Genomic DNA, 15,718 nt, shown 5'->3' with positions numbered 1-15,718 from the left:
TGGCGGACCGCCAGGCGGCGTTCCCGGCGTCGGGGGAGATCAACCGCAAGCTGGGGAACGCGGCGGAGGCGATAGCGCGCATCCGGGCGCAGTATGAGCCGGCGGCCGCACACATCGACACAACGGACGGTATCAGTATTGAATACCCTGAGTGGCGCTTTAACCTGCGCACGTCCAATACCGAGCCGGTGGTGCGTCTGAACGTTGAGTCCAGAGCGGATACTGCGTTAATGAATGAGAAAACGACCGAGCTGTTACACCTGTTAAGCGGGGAATAAGGTGAGAGATTTACTAACGACGATTTATCGTTATCGGGGATTTATCTGGAGCAGTGTTAAGCGTGATTTTCAGGCACGCTATCAAACCAGTATGCTGGGCGCGTTATGGCTCGTTTTACAACCGCTCTCTATGATCTTGGTCTATACCCTGGTCTTTTCCGAGGTGATGAAGGCCAGAATGCCCGACAACACCGGGCCGTTTGCCTACAGTATTTATCTCTGTTCTGGGGTACTGACCTGGGGATTGTTTACAGAGATGCTGGATAAAGGTCAGAGCGTATTCATCAATAATGCTAATCTGATCAAGAAACTAAGTTTTCCGAAAATTTGTCTGCCGATCATCGTGACGTTATCAGCAGTGCTTAATTTCGCGATTATCTTCAGCCTGTTTCTGATTTTTATCATTGTCACTGGTAACTTCCCTGGCTGGCTGTTTTTCTCGGTGATACCGGTTCTGCTTTTGCAGATCCTTTTTGCCGGTGGGCTGGGTATGATCCTCGGTGTGATGAACGTCTTTTTCCGGGATGTGGGGCAACTGGTTGGGGTTGCACTGCAATTTTGGTTTTGGTTCACTCCCATTGTTTACGTACTGAATTCATTACCAGCATGGGCGAAAAATCTGCTGCTTTATAATCCGATGACTCGGGTCATGCAATCTTATCAGTCCATCTTCGCCTACCATCAGGCGCCCAACTGGTATTCGCTATGGCCAGTATTGGCTCTCGCCATTATTTTCTGCGTCATCGGTTTCAGGATGTTCCGCAAGCATGCGGCGGATATGGTGGATGAATTATAATGAGTTATATCAGAGTAAAAAATGTCGGTAAGGCATATCGCCAGTATCACTCAAAAACTGGGCGACTGATCGAATGGTTATCCCCTCTGAATACAAAACGCCATAATCTTAAATGGATCCTCAGCGACATTAATTTCGAAGTTGCTCCGGGAGAGGCGGTTGGTATTATCGGTATCAACGGTGCGGGCAAGAGTACCCTACTTAAACTTATTACCGGTACGTCCAGGCCAACGACCGGAGAGATTGAAATCTCAGGCCGTGTCGCTGCCTTACTCGAACTGGGTATGGGGTTTCATTCTGATTTCACTGGCCGACAGAACGTTTATATGTCAGGGCAACTGCTGGGGTTATCCTCTGAGAAAATTACTGAGTTGATGCCGCAAATCGAAGAGTTTGCGGAGATCGGGGATTATATCGACCAGCCGGTGCGCGTCTATTCCAGTGGTATGCAGGTTCGATTAGCTTTTAGCGTAGCGACCGCTATCCGTCCTGATGTGCTGATTATTGATGAAGCGTTATCCGTTGGGGATGCCTATTTCCAGCATAAAAGTTTCGAACGTATCCGTAAATTCCGTCTGGAAGGAACCACGTTGCTGCTGGTATCTCATGATAAACAGGCGATCCAGAGCATTTGCGACCGGGCTATTTTGTTGAACAAAGGCCACATTGAGATGGAAGGCGAGCCTGAAGCGGTGATGGATTATTACAATGCGCTTCTTGCCGATAAGCAAAATCAGTCCATTAAACAAGTTGAGCACAACGGTAAAACGCAAACTGTTTCAGGCACTGGTGAAGTGACAATCTCTGAGGTTCATCTTCTCGATGAACAGGGCAATGTGACTGAATTTGCCTCGGTAGGGCATCGGATCAGCTTGCAGGTTAATGTTGAGGTTAAGGCTGATATCCCTGAGCTCGTCGTCGGTTATATGATCAAGGATCGACTTGGGCAACCGATTTTCGGGACCAATACGCATCATCTCAAACAAACACTCACCAGCCTGAAAAAAGGCGAAAAGCGTTCGTTTTTATTCTCTTTTGATGCGAGGTTGGGGGTTGGCTCCTATTCTGTCGCTGTCGCGTTGCATACTTCCAGTACGCACCTCGGCAAAAACTATGAATGGCGCGATCTGGCCGTGGTATTCAACGTCGTTAACACGGAACAACAAGAGTTTGTCGGCGTGTCCTGGTTGCCACCTGAACTGGAGATTTCTTAATGGGTTCGTCGTTTTATCGTTCATTTGAAGAACGACACAGAGGTTCGGTTGAAGATATCAAGAACCGCCTGAGTTTTTATTTACCTTTCTTGTCTCGTCTGAAGGATCTTTATCCCGAAGGCGTGATTGCGGATATTGGCTGTGGACGTGGTGAATGGCTGGAAATCCTGACTGAAAATGGTATTGCGAACATCGGCGTCGATCTCGATGATGGCATGCTGGCACGTGCCAAGGAAGCCGGGCTGAACGTGCAGAAAATGGATTGTCTGCAGTTTCTGCAAAATCAAGCAGACCAGAGTCTGATAGCGTTGACTGGTTTCCATATTGCTGAGCATTTGCCCTTTGAGGTATTGCAGCAGCTCGTCATGCATACCTTACGGGTGCTGAAACCTGGCGGTTTGCTAATCCTCGAAACGCCGAACCCGGAGAATGTAAGCGTCGGGACCTGTTCATTTTATATGGATCCAACGCATAATCACCCTTTGCCGCCGCCATTGCTTGAGTTTTTACCTATTCATTATGGTTTTAACCGGGCAATTACCGTTCGTCTACAGGAAAAAGAGGCTCTCAAATCCCCGGACGCAGCGGTTAATCTGGTCGATGTGCTTAAAGGTGTTAGCCCCGATTACAGCATCATTGCTCAGAAAGCAGCGCCTGCAGATGTTCTTGAACGCTTTGAAACCCTGTTTACCCAACAGTATGGTCTGACGCTGGATGTCCTGAGCAACCGTTACGATGCAATTTTACGCCAACAGTTCTCATCCTTTGCCTCACAGCTGGAGACGTTAAACCAGACATATACGCGCCAGCTAAGCAAAATGGCAGAGAATATTCAGACGTTGCAAGGCCAGGTTGACGAACTAAATCATGTCATTGGTCAGAACAATCAGCTTCATCAGCAAGTGGCAGATTTGCATAACAGCCGTTCATGGCGTATCACTCAACCTCTACGCTGGCTGTCTTTGCAACGCCAATTACTGCGTCAGGAAGGGGCTAAAGTACGAGCCCGTCGGGCGGCGAAAAAAATATTGCGCAAAGGGATGGCGCTCTCGCTGGTCTTTTTCCATCGTTATCCTAAGTCAAAGGTTTATCTGTTTAAATTTCTAAGAAAAACCGGCTGCTACACATTGCTACAGCGTTTGTTCCAGCGCGTAATGCTGGTGCAATCTGACACGATGATGATGCAGTCCAGAAGATATGATGTGGGTACTGAAGAAATGACAAGTCGCGCGTTGAGTATTTATAACGAATTAAAAAATAAAAATACGGAGAAATAACGATGCGTATTGTCATTGATTTACAAGGCGCGCAGACGGAAAGCCGCTTTCGTGGCATTGGTCGTTATAGTATTGCTATCGCCAGAGCGATTATTAGAAATAACAATCGACATGAGGTTTTCATCGCGCTATCCGCTATGCTGGGTGAGTCGATTACTGATGTTAAGGCGCAATTTGCTGATCTCCTGCCAGCAGACAACATAGTCGTCTGGCATGCTGCAGGACCAGTACGTGCAATGGATAAAGGTAATGAATGGCGTCGGGAGAGCGCAGAACTGATTCGGGAAGCGTTTCTTGAATCATTGCGTCCGGATGTCGTTTTCATTACAAGCTTGTTTGAAGGTCATGTCGACGATGCGGCCACTTCGGTACACAAATTTAGTCGTCAGTACAAAGTAGCCGTACTGCATCACGATCTTATTCCCCTGGTGCAGGCTGAGACCTATCTGCTGGATGATGTATTCAAATCCTATTATTTACAGAAAGTGGAATGGTTAAAAAACGCTGACCTTCTGCTAACTAACTCCGCTTATACGGCACAGGAAGCGATTGAGCATCTGCATTTGCAGGGCGACCATGTGCAGAATATTGCAGCTGCAGCCGATCCTCAGTTTTGTATGGCGGAAGTGACAGCGAGCGAGAAAGAGTCCGTCCTTGGCCATTACGGTATTCAGCGCGAGTTTGTGCTGTATGCACCAGGTGGATTTGACTCCAGGAAAAACTTTAAGCGATTGATTGAGGCCTATGCAGGACTCAGTGATGCTCTACGTCGCAGCCATCAATTGGTTATCGTTAGTAAGCTGTCCATTGGGGATCGTCAGTATCTGGAATCCCTGGCGTCAGGTAATGGGTTGCAGCAGGGTGAACTGGTTCTGACTGGCTACGTGCCGGAAAATGAGCTGATTCAACTCTATCGTCTGTGTAAGCTTTTCATCTTTGCTTCGCTGCATGAAGGCTTTGGGCTGCCTGTTCTGGAAGCAATGTCGTGCGGCGCACCGGCCATTGGCTCAAATGTCACCAGTATTCCTGAAGTCATCGGTAATCCTGAGGCATTATTCGACCCGTATTCTGTCTCTTCCATTCGGGAAAAGATCGCGCAATGTCTGAATGATGCTCCATTCCTGGCGCGCCTGAAGGAAATGGCTCAGCAGCAAGCACGTAATTTCTCCTGGGACAACGCTGCCGTGACGGCTCTGGAAGCTTTCGAGAAGATTGCGACAGAAGACGCCGGCACCCTGCAGGTCTTGCCTGAGGCACTAATTCAGCGGATCCTTGCTATTTCTCACTGTCAGCCAGAAGAGCGCGATCTGCGTTTGTGCGCAACGGCCATCGATTACAATCTGAAGACGGCTGAGCTGTATCAAATTGATGATAAGGCGCTGACCTGGCGTGTGGAAGGTCCCTTCGATAGCTCATATAGTCTGGCGCTGGTGAATCGGGAGTTTGCCCGGGCACTCTCAGCCGATAGTGTAGAAGTACTATTGCACTCCACTGAAGGGCCGGGCGATTTTGCGCCGGATGTCTCGTTTATGGCACAGCCGGAAAATAGCGATCTTCTGGCATTTTATAATCAATGTCGTACCCGCAAGAGTAACGAAAAGATAGATATTCTTAGCAGAAATATCTATCCACCGCGGGTTGCCGATATGGATGCCAAAGTAAAACTCCTTCATTGCTATGCCTGGGAAGAAACGGGTTTTCCACAGCCGTGGATTAATGAATTTAACCGGGAACTTGACGGCGTGCTGTGTACTTCAGAACATGTCCGTAAGGTATTGATTGACAACGGCTTGAATGTGCCTGCATTTGTTGTAGGCAATGGCTGCGATCATTGGCTCACCACAGCAGCTGAAACGGCAAAAGATGTGGATGAGGGAACCTTCCGTTTCCTGCATGTCTCTTCCTGCTTCCCACGAAAAGGGGTGCAGGCAATGCTTCAGGCTTGGGGCAGGGCGTTCACTCGTCGTGACAATGTTATCTTGATCATTAAGACTTTTAACAATCCACACAATGAAATTGACGCGTGGCTGGCACACGCCCAGGCTCAATTCGCGGACTACCCCAAAGTTGAAATAATCAAAGAGGATATGTCAGCCAGCCAGCTTAAAGGGCTTTATGAAAGCTGCGATGTTCTGGTTGCTCCAGGTTGCGCCGAAGGCTTTGGTTTACCTATCGCTGAAGCAATGCTGAGTGGGCTTCCAGCCATCGTCACTAACTGGAGCGGTCAACTAGATTTTGTTAATTCACAAAATTCATGGCTGGTTAACTATCAGTTTACCCGGGTAAAAACACACTTTGGTCTGTTTGCCTCGACATGGGCCAGTGTGGACATTGACAACTTAACGGATGCGTTAAAAGCTGCAGCCTCGACGGATAAATCAGTGCTGCGTGACATGGCTGATGCTGGTCGCGAGCTTATTCTGCAGCAGTTTACCTGGAAAGCGGTGGCTGATCGTTCTCGTCAGGCAGTTAAGACGCTGCGTGCGCATATTGATATTGCTCAGCATCGGGCGCGAATTGGCTGGTTGACGACCTGGAACACGAAATGTGGGATCGCAACCTATTCTCAGCATTTGCTGGAGAGCGCACCGCATGGCGCGGATGTTGTTTTTGCTCCCCAGGTCAGCGCTGGAGATCTTGTGTGTGCAGACGAAGAGTTTGTACTGCGCAACTGGATTGTGGGTAAAGAAAATAACTATCTTGAAAATCTCCAGCCACAAATTGATGCTCTGCGACTTGATGTCATCGTGATCCAGTTTAACTATGGATTCTTTAATCATCGCGAACTGTCGGCGTTTATTCGTCGCCAGCATGACGCCGGTCGAGCGGTTGTCATGACGATGCATTCAACTGTGGATCCGCTGGAAAAAGAGCCGACCTGGAATTTCCGCCTTGCCGAAATGGCGGATGCGCTGGCGCTTTGTGACCGATTGTTGGTGCATTCAATTGCCGATATGAACCGCCTTAAAGATTTAGGCTTAACCGATAATGTTGCTTTATTTCCGCATGGTGTTATCAACTACGCTGCTGGGAGCGCCGCGCGTCAACAGCAGGCTTTACCGTTAATTGCGAGCTATGGCTTCTGCTTACCGCATAAGGGCCTGATGGAGCTGGTAGAATCCGTCCATCGCCTCAAGCAGGCGGGGAAACCGGTTCGTTTGCGTCTGGTTAACGCGGAGTATCCGGTTGGAGAATCACGCGATCTGGTGGCAGAACTTAAAGCGGCAGCTCAGCGGCTAGGTGTTAACGATCTCATTGAGATGCATAATGATTTCCTGCCTGATGCGGAAAGTTTGCGGCTGCTCTCAGAAGCTGATCTACTGATTTTTGCTTACCAGAATACGGGTGAGTCAGCTAGCGGAGCGGTACGTTATGGCATGGCAACCCAAAAACCTGTTGCGGTAACACCCCTGGCGATATTTGATGATCTGGACGATGCGGTCTTTAAATTTGATGGATGCAGCGTCGACGATATCAGTCAGGGGATTGACCGGATCCTTCATTCCATCCGTGAACAGGACGCCTGGGCTACCAGGACTCAACAACGTGCCGATGCATGGCGTGAACAACATGATTATTATGCTGTTTCACGCCGCCTGGTTAATATGTGTCAAGGCTTAGCTAAAGCTAAATATTTTAAATAAAAATATTCCCCCTTGTATTTTTTGCCTTTGAATACAAGGGGAGCTAGATGATGATGTGTCATTTATTATGAAAATTATTTTTGCTACTGAGCCAATTAAATACCCATTAACGGGCATCGGTCGGTATTCCCTGGAGCTGGTTAAGCGGCTGGCGGTTGCCCGTGAAATCGAAGAGCTGAAGCTGTTTCACGGCGCGTCGTTTATCGATCAGATCCCCCAGGTGGAGAATAAAAGCGATACCAAAGCCAGCAATCATGGTCGTCTGTCGGCGTTTCTGCGTCGCCAGCCGCTGCTGATTGAGGCGTATCGCCTGCTGCATCCGCGGCGCCAGGCGTGGGCATTGCGCGATTACAAAGACTACATTTACCATGGTCCCAATTTCTATCTGCCGCATCGCCTGGAACGCGCCGTGACCACGTTTCATGACATCTCCATTTTTACCTGCCCGGAATATCATCCAAAAGATCGGGTTCGCTATATGGAGAAGTCCCTGCACGAGAGCCTGGATTCGGCGAAGCTGATCCTGACCGTCTCCGACTTCTCGCGCAGTGAAATCATCCGCCTGTTCAACTATCCGGCGGATCGGATCGTCACCACCAAGCTGGCCTGCAGCAGCGACTATATTCCGCGCAGCCCGGCGGAGTGCCTGCCGGTCCTGCAGAAATATCAGCTGGCGTGGCAGGGGTATGCGTTATATATCGGCACCATGGAGCCGCGTAAAAATATCCGCGGTCTGCTGCAGGCCTATCAGCTGCTGCCGATGGAGACCCGCATGCGCTACCCGCTGATCCTCAGCGGTTATCGCGGATGGGAAGACGATGTGCTGTGGCAGTTAGTCGAGCGCGGTACGCGTGAAGGGTGGATCCGTTACCTGGGCTATGTCCCGGATGAAGACCTGCCTTATCTGTACGCGGCGGCCAGAACCTTTGTTTATCCCTCTTTCTATGAGGGATTCGGTTTACCTATTCTTGAAGCGATGTCTTGCGGTGTGCCGGTAGTATGTTCCAATGTCACTTCTTTGCCTGAGGTGGTTGGCGATGCCGGCCTCGTTGCCGATCCTAATGATGTAGACGCGATTAGCGCGCATATTTTGCAGAGCCTGCAGGATGATAGCTGGCGGGAAGTCGCCACCGCGCGCGGTCTTGCCCAGGCGAAACAGTTTTCGTGGGAGAACTGTACGACCCAGACCATTAACGCCTATAAATTACTCTAAGGGTGTCAGTTGAGAGTTCTACACGTCTATAAGACCTACTATCCCGATACCTACGGCGGTATTGAGCAGGTCATTTATCAGCTAAGTCAGGGCTGCGCCCGCCGGGGAATCGCAGCCGATGTTTTTACTTTTAGCCCGGACAAAGAGACAGGTCCTGTCGCCTACGAAGACCATCGGGTCATTTATAATAAGCAGCTTTTTGAAATTGCCTCCACGCCGTTTTCGTTGAAAGCGTTAAAGCGTTTTAAGCAGATTAAAGATGATTACGACATCATCAACTACCATTTTCCGTTTCCATTCATGGATATGTTGCATCTCTCGGCGCGGCCTGACGCCAGAACGGTGGTGACCTATCACTCGGATATTGTGAAACAAAAACGGTTAATGAAGTTGTACCAGCCGCTGCAGGAGCGATTCCTCGCCAGCGTAGACTGCATCGTCGCCTCGTCGCCCAACTACGTGGCCTCCAGCCAGACCCTGAAAAAATATCAGGATAAAACCGTGGTGATCCCGTTTGGTCTGGAGCAGCATGACGTGCAGCACGATCCGCAGCGGGTGGCGCACTGGCGGGAAACCGTCGGCGATAACTTCTTCCTCTTCGTTGGCGCTTTCCGCTACTACAAAGGGCTGCACATTCTGCTGGATGCCGCCGAGCGTAGCCGGCTGCCGGTGGTGATCGTCGGGGGCGGGCCGCTGGAGGCGGAAGTGCGGCGTGAGGCGCAGCAACGCGGGCTGAGCAATGTGGTGTTTACCGGCATGCTCAACGACGAAGATAAATACATTCTCTTCCAGCTCTGCCGGGGCGTGGTCTTCCCCTCGCATCTGCGCTCCGAGGCGTTTGGCATTACGTTACTGGAAGGCGCGCGCTTCGCCAGGCCGCTGATCTCCTGCGAGATCGGCACCGGGACCTCGTTCATTAACCAGGACAAAGTGAATGGCTGTGTGATCCCGCCGAATGACAGTCAGGCGCTGGTGGAGGCGATGAATGAGCTCTGGCATAACGATGAAACCGCCAGCCGCTATGGCGAAAACTCGCGTCGTCGTTTTGAAGAGATGTTTACTGCCGACCATATGATTGACGCTTACGTCAATCTCTACACTACGCTGCTGGAAAGCAAATCCTGAGGTCAGCTACCCCCGCCGTTGCGGCGGGGGTTAACGCGTTAGTGACGACTCTTCAGATTATCAATCACTTCCCCGAGATCCAGCCCCTGGTCCTGCAGCAGCACCAGCAGGTGGTACATCAGGTCCGACGCCTCATTCTTCAGCTCGAAGCGGTCGTTCACCGTGGCGGCCAGCGCGGTCTCCACGCCTTCTTCCCCCACTTTCTGCGCAATACGCTTGGTGCCGCTGGCGTACAGCTTCGCCGTGTAGGAGCTCTCCGGGTCGGCGTGCTTACGCTCGGCCAGCAGCTGCTCCAGCTGATAGAGGAACAGCCACTGGTGGCCGGTTTCGCCGAAGCAGCTGGTGGTGCCTTTGTGGCAGGTCGGCCCGATCGGGTTCACCAGCACCAGCAGCGTATCGTTGTCACAGTCCGGCGTGATGCTCACTACGTTGAGGACATTGCCCGAGGTTTCACCCTTGGTCCACAGTCGCTGTTTGGTGCGTGAGTAAAAGGTGACCTTGCCGGTGGCTTCGGTTTTCTCCAGCGCCTCCTTGTTCATGTAGCCCAGCATCAGCACTTCGCCGGATACGGCGTGCTGCACGATGGCCGGCATCATGCCGTCCGTTTTTTCCCAGTCCAGCTGTTCAGTCAACATACCCTTATCTCCACGCCCTGTGCCGCCAGGTACGCTTTCAGTTCGCCAATATTAATAATCTGTTTGTGGAATACCGAGGCCGCCAGCGCGCCGTCAACGTTGGCGTCGCGGAAGGCTTCGAGGAAGTGTTCCATGGTGCCCGCGCCGCCGGAGGCGATCAGCGGGACATGGCACACCGCGCGAACCTTCGCCAGCTGCTGCAGGTCGTAACCGTTGCGCACCCCGTCCTGGTTCATCATATTGAGGACGATCTCGCCCGCGCCGCGCTTCTGCACTTCCTCCACCCAGTCGAGGGTTTCCCACTGCGTCACCCGGGTGCGGGTCTCGTCGCCGGTATACTGGTTGACGTGATATTTGCCGGTCTCTGCATCAAACCAGGTATCAATCCCCACCACGATACACTGCACGCCAAAGCGGTCGGCAAGGCGGGTGATCAGCGTCGGGTCGGCGAGAGCAGGGGAGTTAATCGAAATCTTATCGGCGCCGAAGGAGAGGATCTGCGCCGCGTCTTCCAGCGACTTGATCCCACCCGCCACGCAGAAAGGAATGTCGATCACTTCCGCCACGCGCGACACCCAGCTCTTGTCGACCACCCGGCCGTCGCTGGAGGCGGTGATATCATAGAACACCAGTTCGTCGGCTCCTTCGTCGGCATAGCGCTTGGCCAGCGGGACGATGTCGCCAATGATCTCGTGATTACGGAACTGCACGCCTTTCACTACCTGGCCGTCGCGGACGTCGAGGCAGGGGATTATCCGTTTTGCCAGCATTGAATGGCCTCCGTTACGTTGAATTTGCCTTCCAGCAGCGCGCGACCGACAATCACGCCGCGCACCCCGGTGCCGCGCAGCGCGGCAATATCTTTGAGATCGCCGATGCCGCCGGATGACTGAAACGCCACCTGCGGGTAGCGGGCGCAGACTTCCTCGTACAGCGAGACGTTAGAGCCTGCCAGCGTGCCGTCGCGGGAGATATCGGTGCACAGCACATGCTGCAGGCCGACCGGCAGATAACTTTCCACCAGTTCCTCCAGCGTCACGCCGGAGTTTTCCTGCCAGCCGCTGACCGCCACCTGCTTGTTGCCGTCGGCGTCAATGCGCACGTCGAGCGCCAGCACCAGCCGTTCAGGGCCAAAGCGTTTAAACCAGCCTTTCACTTCCTCCGGGGATTTCACCGCGGTGGAGCCGACCACCACGCGGGCGACGCCGGCCTCAAGCAGGGCCGCGACATCCGCTTCGGTCCGCACGCCGCCGCCAACCTGTACCGGGACGTCAACGCCGGCGACCAGAGATTTCAGCAAGGGGATCTGGCGTTTCGCCGGATCCTTCGCCCCGGTCAGGTCGACCAGGTGCAGGACTTCCGCCCCCTGAGCGGCATAGGACTGCAGGCGCGGCAGCGGATCGCTGCCATAGTCGCGCTGCTGGCCGTAATCGCCCTGGTGGAGACGAACGACGGTGCCGTCGATTAAATCTAAAGCAGGAATAATCATCACATCTCCAGGAAGTTTTTCAGCAGCTGCGCCCCGGCGCTCCCGGAGCGCTCCGGGTGGAACTGCACGCCAAAGAAGTTATCTTTCTGCACCGCGGCGGTGAACGCCTCGCCGTAATTGCACTGGGCGATGGTGTACGGGTTGACCGGCATGGCGTAGCTGTGCACGAAGTAGAAATACGCGCCTTCTTCAATGCCGCGGAACAGACGATCGCCTGCTTTGGCATACACCCGGTTCCAGCCCATGTGCGGCAATGGCAGACCGTGGTCGGTCATCTTCGGCACCTCTTCTTCGATAATGCCCAGCAGATCGACGCCGTTGTTCTCCTCGCTGCGCTTGCCGAGCAGCTGCATGCCCAGGCAAATCCCCAGCACCGGCTGGGTACAGGCTTTGATCAGGTCGATCAGATCGCGGTCGCGCAGCTGGTCCATCGCCGCCTGGGCGGTGCCGACGCCGGGAAGAAACAGTTTATCGGCACGCAATACCACCTCCGGATCGCGGCTGACCACCGGCTCATAGCCGTGGCGGCCAATCGCCGATTTCACCGAATTGAGGTTGGCGCACCCGGTATCAAGGATCACCACATTCATCACAGCACCCCTTTGGAAGACGGCAGGGCATCGCCCTGGACGCGGATCGCCTGGCGCAGCGTACGGCCAAAGGCTTTGAACAGGCTCTCCACGCGGTGGTGATCGTTCTTGCCCTTGGTTTTCAGGTGCAGGGTCACCGCCATGGTGTAAGAGAGCGAGCGGAAGAAGTGTTCCACCATCTCGGTGCTCAGATCGCCGACGCGCTGATAGGTGAAGTCCGCCTTATACTCCAGGTGCGGACGGCCGGAGATATCCAGCGCGCAGCGGGCGAGACACTCGTCCATCGGCAGCACGAAGCCGAAGCGGTTGATGCCGCGCTTGTCGCCAAGCGCCAGCTTCAGGGCTTCGCCGAGGGCCAGGCCGGTATCTTCCACGGTGTGGTGATCGTCGATGTACAGATCGCCGCCGACGTTGATCTCCATGCGGAAGCCGCCATGGGTGGCGATTTGGTCGAGCATATGGTCAAAAAAGCCGACGCCGGTGTGGATCTTGCTGCCGCCTTCGCGGTCCAGCCACACCTTCACGTCCACCTGGGTCTCTTTGGTGATGCGCTCGACGTGGGCATAGCGGTCGCGGCGGGTCAGCTGCTCGCTGATGGTCGGCCAGTCCAGGGTCTCACGGTCATAGCGCAGGCCGGTAATTCCCATGTTATCCGCCAGCTCAAGGTCGGTGGCCCGGTCGCCAATCACATAGCTGTGGCTTTTATCCAGTACGCCGTCTTCCAGCCACGGCAGCACCAGCTGCGTTTTCGGTTTGCGGCAGGCACAGTTGTCGCCCGGGAAGTGCGGACAAATCAGCACCTCTTCGAAATTGACGCCCTGCGAGGCGAAGATCTGCATCATCAGGTTGTGCGGGCCATCAAATGCTTCCTGCGGCAGACTGTCGGTTCCCAGGCCATCCTGGTTGGTGATCATCACCAGCTTATAGCCTTCCTGCTGCAGCTTCAGCAGCGCCGGGATCACCTGCGGCTCAAACGCCAGCTTGTCGAAACGGTCCACCTGGAAATCCACCGGCGGTTCGGAAATCAGGGTGCCGTCACGGTCAATAAAGAGATACTTCTGGGTCATACATTCTCCGCAGTCAAGGCGTCAATCACGCGCTGGCTCTCGGCACGGGTACCGATAGTGATACGCAAACAGCCGCTTAATGAAGGTTGTTTATTCTGGTCACGTAAGATAATGCCCTGATCCCACAAAGATTTAAACACTGCGCTGGAGGCGGTTATCCGCGCCAGAACGTAGTTCGCCTCGGAATCGAAGACCTGCTCCACGCAGGCGATGCCGCGCAGCTGTTCCACCAGGTAGCGGCGCTCGTCGAGGATCTGCGCCACGCGCTGGCGCATCGCGGCGATGCCTTCCGCGCTCAGCGCCTGGGCAGCGATATCGGCCACTGGCGTAGAGAGCGGATACGGAGCGATCACTTTCAGCAGCACGTTAATCACCTCGGCGTTGGCGAGGGTGAAACCGCAGCGCAGGCCGGCGAGGGCGAAGGCTTTGGACAGCGTGCGCAGCACCACCAGGTGCGGATAGTCGCTGAGCCAGCCGGCGAGCGTCGCCTGCGGGCAGAATTCAATATAGGCTTCGTCAGCGACCACGATGGCTTTATCGCGAGTCATCTCCAGCAGGTCGCGTATCGACTGCGGATCGATGATCTGACCGGTCGGGTTGTTCGGGCTGCAGACAAAGACCACCTTCACGCCGTCCAGCTGCGCCTCGATACCCGGCAGGTCGAGCTGCCAGTCGGCGAGGGTCGGCACGGTGCGGCATTCGACGCCGATGGTCTCGGCGCTGACGCTGTACATGCCGTAGGTGGGCGGGCAGTAGAGTAGCGCGTCTTTGCCGGGCTCACAGAAAGCGCGGATCAGCAGCTCAATCCCTTCGTCGGCGCCGCGGCTGACCAGCACCTGCTCCGGTTTGACGTCGGCGTAGCGGGCGTAGCTCTCGATGACTGCCTTCGGCTGCGGCTCCGGATAGCGGTTCATCGTTTGCGCGGTAAGCTGGAAAGCCACGGCGGTCGGGAATTCGTTGGCGTTCAGCCAGACGTCGCCTTTGCCGCCCAGACGGCGAGCGGATTGATACGGGGTCAGCGCACGGACGTTGGCGCGGGCTAAATCTTCAATGCTCATGCTTGCTCCTTCAGGGCGGCAACGCGCAGCGTTACGGCGTTTTTGTGGGCGTCAAGGCGCTCGGCGGCGGCCAGGATCTCAATCGTTGAGGCGAGGGCGGCAAAGCCGTCGCGCGACAGCTCCTGCACGGTCATCCGCTTCTGGAAGTCGGCCAGGCCGAGGCTCGAACAGGTGGCGGTATACCCATAGGTCGGCAGGACATGGTTGGTGCCCGAGGCGTAATCGCCCGCGGATTCCGGTGACCAGTCGCCGAGGAAAACCGAACCGGCGCTGGTGATGCTGTCCACCAGCTCGCGGGCCTGACGGGTCTGAATGATCAGGTGCTCCGGACCATACTGGTTGGAGATAGCCACGCACTGCGCCAGGTCGCGGGCCACGATGATCCGGCTGGCGGAGAGGGCCACGCGGGCGGTTTCCGCGCGCGGCAGGGCGGCCAGCTGGCGTTCGACGGCCTCAGCGACGCGGCTGCCGAGGTCGGCGTCCGGGGTCAGGAGGATCACCTGCGAGTCCGGGCCGTGTTCCGCCTGCGACAGCAGGTCGGAGGCGACAAAGTCCGGGGTGGCGCCGCTGTCGGCGATTACCAGCACTTCCGAGGGGCCGGCCGGCATGTCGATGGCTGCGCCGTCCAGACGCTGGCTGACCTGACGTTTGGCTTCCGTGACGTAAGCGTTACCCGGGCCAAAGATTTTATCCACCTTCGGCACCGACTCGGTCCCGAGGGCGAGGGCGGCGATGGCCTGGGCGCCGCCGACGTTAAAGATGGTTTTCACGCCGCACAGCTGCGCGGCATAGAGGATCTCATCGGCGATCGGCGGCGGCGAGCAGAGCACCACCTGCTGACAGCCGGCGATGCGCGCCGGCGTCGCCAGCATCAGCACCGTGGAGAACAGCGGCGCCGAGCCGCCCGGAATATACAGCCCGACGGAGGCGATAGGGCGGGTGACCTGCTGGCAGCGTACCCCCGGCAGCGTTTCGACATCCACCGCCTGCAGCTGTTGCGCGTTGTGGAAGGTCTCGATGTTTTTCACCGCCACCGCCATCGCCTGCTTCAGCTCGTCGCTGAGGCGTTCGCCGGCGGCGGCGATCTCCGCCTCGCTCACCTGCAGCGCGGCGACGGTGGTTTTATCAAACTTCGCGCTGTATTCGCGCAGCGCCGCGTCGCCGTTGGCTTTGACGTTATCGAGGATCTCTGCCACCGTTTTACTGATGCTGTCGGAGGCGGAAATCGCCGGGCGCGTTAAGAGTTGTTGCTGTTGGTCTGCGCTACAGCCGTTCCAGTCGATGATTGTGTTGAAGCTCATGATTGTTTTCCCCTGTGTGTCCCGTGACCGG

The 15,718-nt window shown here is 55.0% G+C and carries 13 protein-coding genes and 1 pseudogene; 7 read left to right on the top strand and 7 right to left on the bottom strand.

Annotated features, from left to right (window positions below; all coding sequences use genetic code 11):
• The 7 genes and pseudogenes from NKJ21_RS13220 to wbdC form a co-directional block, all read left to right on the top strand.
• A pseudogene (locus NKJ21_RS13220) lies at positions 1-278 on the top strand (phosphomannomutase CpsG); the annotation flags it as partial.
• A gap of 1 nt (position 279) precedes the next feature.
• Positions 280-1,074, top strand: coding sequence for an O8 family O-antigen export ABC transporter permease subunit (gene wzm / locus NKJ21_RS13215; protein WP_008804106.1), 795 nt, complete (start codon positions 280-282; stop codon positions 1,072-1,074).
• A complete protein-coding gene (wzt, locus tag NKJ21_RS13210) occupies positions 1,074-2,288 on the top strand; it encodes an O8 family O-antigen export ABC transporter ATP-binding subunit (RefSeq protein ID WP_023322961.1) in 1,215 nt (404 codons plus the stop codon). Before wzm ends, wzt begins: the two co-directional genes overlap by 1 nt.
• Positions 2,288-3,565, top strand: coding sequence for a bifunctional 2-polyprenyl-6-hydroxyphenol methylase/3-demethylubiquinol 3-O-methyltransferase UbiG (locus NKJ21_RS13205; protein WP_008804108.1), 1,278 nt, complete (start codon positions 2,288-2,290; stop codon positions 3,563-3,565). The genes wzt and NKJ21_RS13205 overlap by 1 nt, the downstream gene beginning before the upstream one ends.
• Positions 3,566-3,567: 2 nt before the next feature.
• Positions 3,568-7,209 carry a glycosyltransferase gene (locus NKJ21_RS13200; protein ID WP_086631307.1) on the top strand — a complete coding sequence of 1,214 codons (3,642 nt, stop codon included), beginning with the start codon at positions 3,568-3,570 and terminating at the stop codon, positions 7,207-7,209.
• A 67-nt stretch (positions 7,210-7,276) separates the two neighbouring features.
• A complete protein-coding gene (locus NKJ21_RS13195) occupies positions 7,277-8,422 on the top strand; it encodes a glycosyltransferase family 1 protein (RefSeq protein WP_022065008.1) in 1,146 nt (381 codons plus the stop codon).
• 9 nt (positions 8,423-8,431) lie between these two features.
• The gene (wbdC, locus tag NKJ21_RS13190; RefSeq protein ID WP_004184789.1) at positions 8,432-9,547 is read left to right on the top strand and encodes an N-acetyl-alpha-D-glucosaminyl-diphospho-ditrans,octacis-undecaprenol 3-alpha-mannosyltransferase WbdC; all 1,116 of its coding nucleotides are present in this window, start codon (positions 8,432-8,434) and stop codon (positions 9,545-9,547) included.
• A 38-nt stretch (positions 9,548-9,585) separates the two neighbouring features.
• Here wbdC and hisIE read toward each other — a convergent pair whose 3' ends face one another.
• The 7 genes from hisIE to hisD are packed head-to-tail and all read right to left on the bottom strand — an operon-like array spanning position 9,586 to position 15,687.
• The gene (gene hisIE, locus NKJ21_RS13185; RefSeq protein WP_008804111.1) at positions 9,586-10,182 is read right to left on the bottom strand and encodes a bifunctional phosphoribosyl-AMP cyclohydrolase/phosphoribosyl-ATP diphosphatase HisIE; all 597 of its coding nucleotides are present in this window, start codon (positions 10,180-10,182) and stop codon (positions 9,586-9,588) included.
• Positions 10,176-10,952: an imidazole glycerol phosphate synthase subunit HisF gene (hisF, locus tag NKJ21_RS13180; protein ID WP_008804112.1), complete on the bottom strand. Its 777-nt coding sequence runs from the start codon at positions 10,950-10,952 to the stop codon at positions 10,176-10,178. Before hisF ends, hisIE begins: the two co-directional genes overlap by 7 nt.
• Positions 10,934-11,671 carry a 1-(5-phosphoribosyl)-5-[(5-phosphoribosylamino)methylideneamino]imidazole-4-carboxamide isomerase gene (gene hisA, locus NKJ21_RS13175; protein WP_004152515.1) on the bottom strand — a complete coding sequence of 246 codons (738 nt, stop codon included), beginning with the start codon at positions 11,669-11,671 and terminating at the stop codon, positions 10,934-10,936. The genes hisF and hisA overlap by 19 nt, the downstream gene beginning before the upstream one ends.
• Entirely contained in the window at positions 11,671-12,261 is a 591-nt protein-coding gene (gene hisH, locus NKJ21_RS13170; protein WP_008804113.1) for an imidazole glycerol phosphate synthase subunit HisH, read from the bottom strand. Before hisH ends, hisA begins: the two co-directional genes overlap by 1 nt.
• Positions 12,261-13,328 carry a bifunctional histidinol-phosphatase/imidazoleglycerol-phosphate dehydratase HisB gene (gene hisB / locus NKJ21_RS13165; protein WP_008804114.1) on the bottom strand — a complete coding sequence of 356 codons (1,068 nt, stop codon included), beginning with the start codon at positions 13,326-13,328 and terminating at the stop codon, positions 12,261-12,263. The genes hisH and hisB overlap by 1 nt, the downstream gene beginning before the upstream one ends.
• Entirely contained in the window at positions 13,325-14,386 is a 1,062-nt protein-coding gene (gene hisC / locus NKJ21_RS13160) for a histidinol-phosphate transaminase (protein ID WP_012967604.1), read from the bottom strand. Before hisC ends, hisB begins: the two co-directional genes overlap by 4 nt.
• On the bottom strand, positions 14,383-15,687 hold the full coding sequence (hisD, locus tag NKJ21_RS13155; RefSeq protein WP_008804115.1) for a histidinol dehydrogenase: 1,305 nt from the start codon (positions 15,685-15,687) through the stop codon (positions 14,383-14,385). Before hisD ends, hisC begins: the two co-directional genes overlap by 4 nt.
• Positions 15,688-15,718: the final 31 nt, after the last annotated feature.

It is taken from the genome of Klebsiella sp. SWET4 (genome assembly GCF_024296565.1).
GTDB classification, from domain to species: Bacteria; Pseudomonadota; Gammaproteobacteria; order Enterobacterales; family Enterobacteriaceae; genus Klebsiella; species Klebsiella variicola.
Note: the sequence above shows the minus strand (reverse complement) of the source record. Positions and strands in the feature narration are given on the sequence as shown.

Excerpts from the sequence above, each read along its gene's own strand:
- wzt (WP_023322961.1), top strand. The coding sequence starts at position 1,074 with ATGAGTTATATCAGAGTAAAAAATGTCGGTAAGGCATATCGCCAGTAT.
- NKJ21_RS13205 (WP_008804108.1), top strand. The coding sequence starts at position 2,288 with ATGGGTTCGTCGTTTTATCGTTCATTTGAAGAACGACACAGAGGTTCG.
- NKJ21_RS13200 (WP_086631307.1), top strand. The coding sequence starts at position 3,568 with ATGCGTATTGTCATTGATTTACAAGGCGCGCAGACGGAAAGCCGCTTT.
- NKJ21_RS13195 (WP_022065008.1), top strand. The coding sequence starts at position 7,277 with ATGAAAATTATTTTTGCTACTGAGCCAATTAAATACCCATTAACGGGC.
- hisIE (WP_008804111.1), bottom strand. The coding sequence starts at position 10,182 with ATGTTGACTGAACAGCTGGACTGGGAAAAAACGGACGGCATGATGCCG.
- hisF (WP_008804112.1), bottom strand. The coding sequence starts at position 10,952 with ATGCTGGCAAAACGGATAATCCCCTGCCTCGACGTCCGCGACGGCCAG.
- hisA (WP_004152515.1), bottom strand. The coding sequence starts at position 11,671 with ATGATTATTCCTGCTTTAGATTTAATCGACGGCACCGTCGTTCGTCTC.
- hisH (WP_008804113.1), bottom strand. The coding sequence starts at position 12,261 with ATGAATGTGGTGATCCTTGATACCGGGTGCGCCAACCTCAATTCGGTG.
- hisB (WP_008804114.1), bottom strand. The coding sequence starts at position 13,328 with ATGACCCAGAAGTATCTCTTTATTGACCGTGACGGCACCCTGATTTCC.
- hisC (WP_012967604.1), bottom strand. The coding sequence starts at position 14,386 with ATGAGCATTGAAGATTTAGCCCGCGCCAACGTCCGTGCGCTGACCCCG.
- hisD (WP_008804115.1), bottom strand. The coding sequence starts at position 15,687 with ATGAGCTTCAACACAATCATCGACTGGAACGGCTGTAGCGCAGACCAA.